Origin of the sequence: Brunnivagina elsteri CCALA 953 (assembly GCF_002289455.1) — a bacterium.
Lineage (GTDB): Bacteria > Cyanobacteriota > Cyanobacteriia > Cyanobacteriales > Nostocaceae > Brunnivagina > Brunnivagina elsteri.
Genome location: NZ_NTFS01000659.1, coordinates 1 through 2,190, shown reverse-complemented (window position 1 = coordinate 2,190; position 2,190 = coordinate 1). Strand labels below are relative to the sequence as shown.

General features: G+C 40.9%; 3 protein-coding genes. All 3 read right to left on the bottom strand.

Annotated features, from left to right (window positions below; genetic code table 11):
- Positions 1–393: 393 nt before the first annotated feature.
- The gene (gene mdh / locus CK510_RS29615) at positions 394–1,368 is read right to left on the bottom strand and encodes a malate dehydrogenase (protein ID WP_095725018.1); all 975 of its coding nucleotides are present in this window, start codon (positions 1,366–1,368) and stop codon (positions 394–396) included.
- 175 nt (positions 1,369–1,543) lie between these two features.
- On the bottom strand, positions 1,544–1,759 hold the full coding sequence (locus CK510_RS29610) for an NAD(P)H-quinone oxidoreductase subunit O (RefSeq protein WP_095725017.1): 216 nt from the start codon (positions 1,757–1,759) through the stop codon (positions 1,544–1,546).
- 188 nt (positions 1,760–1,947) lie between these two features.
- The coding region (locus CK510_RS33130; protein ID WP_211293352.1) for a hypothetical protein at positions 1,948–2,190 on the bottom strand (243 nt) is incomplete at its 5' end.

Below are 2,190 nucleotides of genomic sequence, written 5' to 3'. Positions count from 1 at the left end.
ATGCCGAAGGCAGAGAGGGGTAAAAATATTGGTGATTTCAAACAATATTAATTACCCCTCCAACCTCCCCTTGCAAAGGGGAGGCTAAATAAAAAACTAAAAAGCTAAGATTCTTATTCTTAATTAAGCCTCTCCCCCTGCCAAGGCAGGGCTGTTTCGTTCCCTTTTAAACAGGATTTGTCAAGATAGTTAGCGATAAGCATCTAAGTAAGTGTGACGATTAAATTAACTTTTAAGCACTCACGTAGCCGTAATTTTGTTCGTTTTCTCGACACGCTGGTAACAAAATAACCAGTGTTAAATTGCTAGAACCCTTGATTTTTAAAGTGTTTTAGGGGATGAATCAGCCCTGCCCTGCCAAGGGGAGAGGTTTGGAGAGCGGTTCTATATTTATTAAACACCTGCCATCAAAATTTCTTGCGCTCTATTAGTATTTGCACGGACATTATCAGCAGAAATACGTAACTCATCCAATTCAGCATCAGTCAAATTCAACTCAACAATCTTCTCGATTCCAGCACAGCCAAGACGACAGGGAACCCCAATAAACACATCATTCAACCCATATTCACCTTGCATTAATGCTGCTGCTGGTAACATTCGCGACTGATTATGCAAAATTGATTCCACCATCACGCAAGCTGCCGAAGCTGGAGCAAAAAATGCCCCTCCAGTTTGCATTAACTCTACAATCTCTGCACCACCGTTGCGAGTGCGTTTTACCAATCTTTCTATTGTTTCCCCATCCAATAACTCCGTGATTGGTACACCATTAACTGTAGAATAGCGCGGTAAAGGCACCATCAAATCGCCATGACTGCCCATTACCATCGCTTTCACGTCTTTTGGTGCAACCCCCAATTCCAAAGCAATAAAGGTTTCAAACCGGGCAGAATCTAATACCCCAGCCATACCCATAATTCTCTCTCTGGGTAAACCTGTCGCTTGCCAAGCCAAATATGTCATTACATCTAATGGATTGGTAACAATGATAAAAATTGCTTCTGGGGAATATTGAATCGCATTTTTTGCAGCTTCGACAACAATCTTCGCATTCGTCAATAGTAAATCATCGCGACTCATTCCTGGTTTGCGGGGAAAACCTGCTGTAATGACGACAATTTCCGAACCAGATGTATCAGCATAATTATTTGTACCAATAATCTTGCGATCGTGCATTTCGATTCCTCTTGCTTCGATCAAATCCAGGGCTAATCCCTGGGGCATTCCGGGTACGATATCGAGTAATACCACATCCGCGAGGTTTTTCTCAACGATGCGTTGGGCAAGGGTACTACCGACTCTACCAGCACCAATGACAGTAACGTGAGACGAATTACAAATTGGTAAGGAAGGGGAATAAGACATGATATAAATTCCTCCGTATATGGGGCATTGGAATTAGGAATGTAGAGACGCGATATATCGCGTCTCTAAGGGATTTATAAGTTAGGAGTTAGAAGTTCATAACACAATAATATTTCTATTTCTTCCCTAATTCTTCTTCCTTTATCTCTATTTCCAATACCCAATGCCCAATTACCTAACTAAAAGCTTCAAGTTGATCTAAACGCAGCCAGATATTTGGTGTTGGTACTTTTCCGAACTTGACAAAAGCATAATCACCTTTAAGATCGACAATTTCACCCTGACTTTCAAACAAGTAGGAAGGAAAACGGGTATCGCTAGCTTGTGCTTCTAGGCTGTTTTCCAACTTTTCGCGAACAACGCGAACCATATCACCTTTCTTGACTGCCATAAGTTTCCCTTTTGAGCTTGTATATTGTTTCTTCCCGGATTTTAGCTTGTGACAAGTCTCCATTGCTCTGGGATTTTGAATAGTGACAATGCTGTTAAGCAATTGTTAAGAACTATTGAGAAAGAAAATTTAAGTTAAATTTTGAGCTATCGACAAATCTCTATACCTGATATTTTCCCACGATTCGACTATCGCGATATGCTTACAGCAAGATTTCGCCGCTTATGGCAATAATCCCAACATTTAATTTTTACCTTGGGTTTCGCGATCGCAACATCCAAGCAAGGTTCAAGAAACCTGGTTTCTCCCACGATCGAATGTTTGATGTAACGACAAATTTTGATTGGGTAGAGTCTAGGCTGTTGACTTTGTACCTTTTTGGGGGTTAGATTTTCATACAATATCTGTGATATGACTTGTTCCTTGTCTCC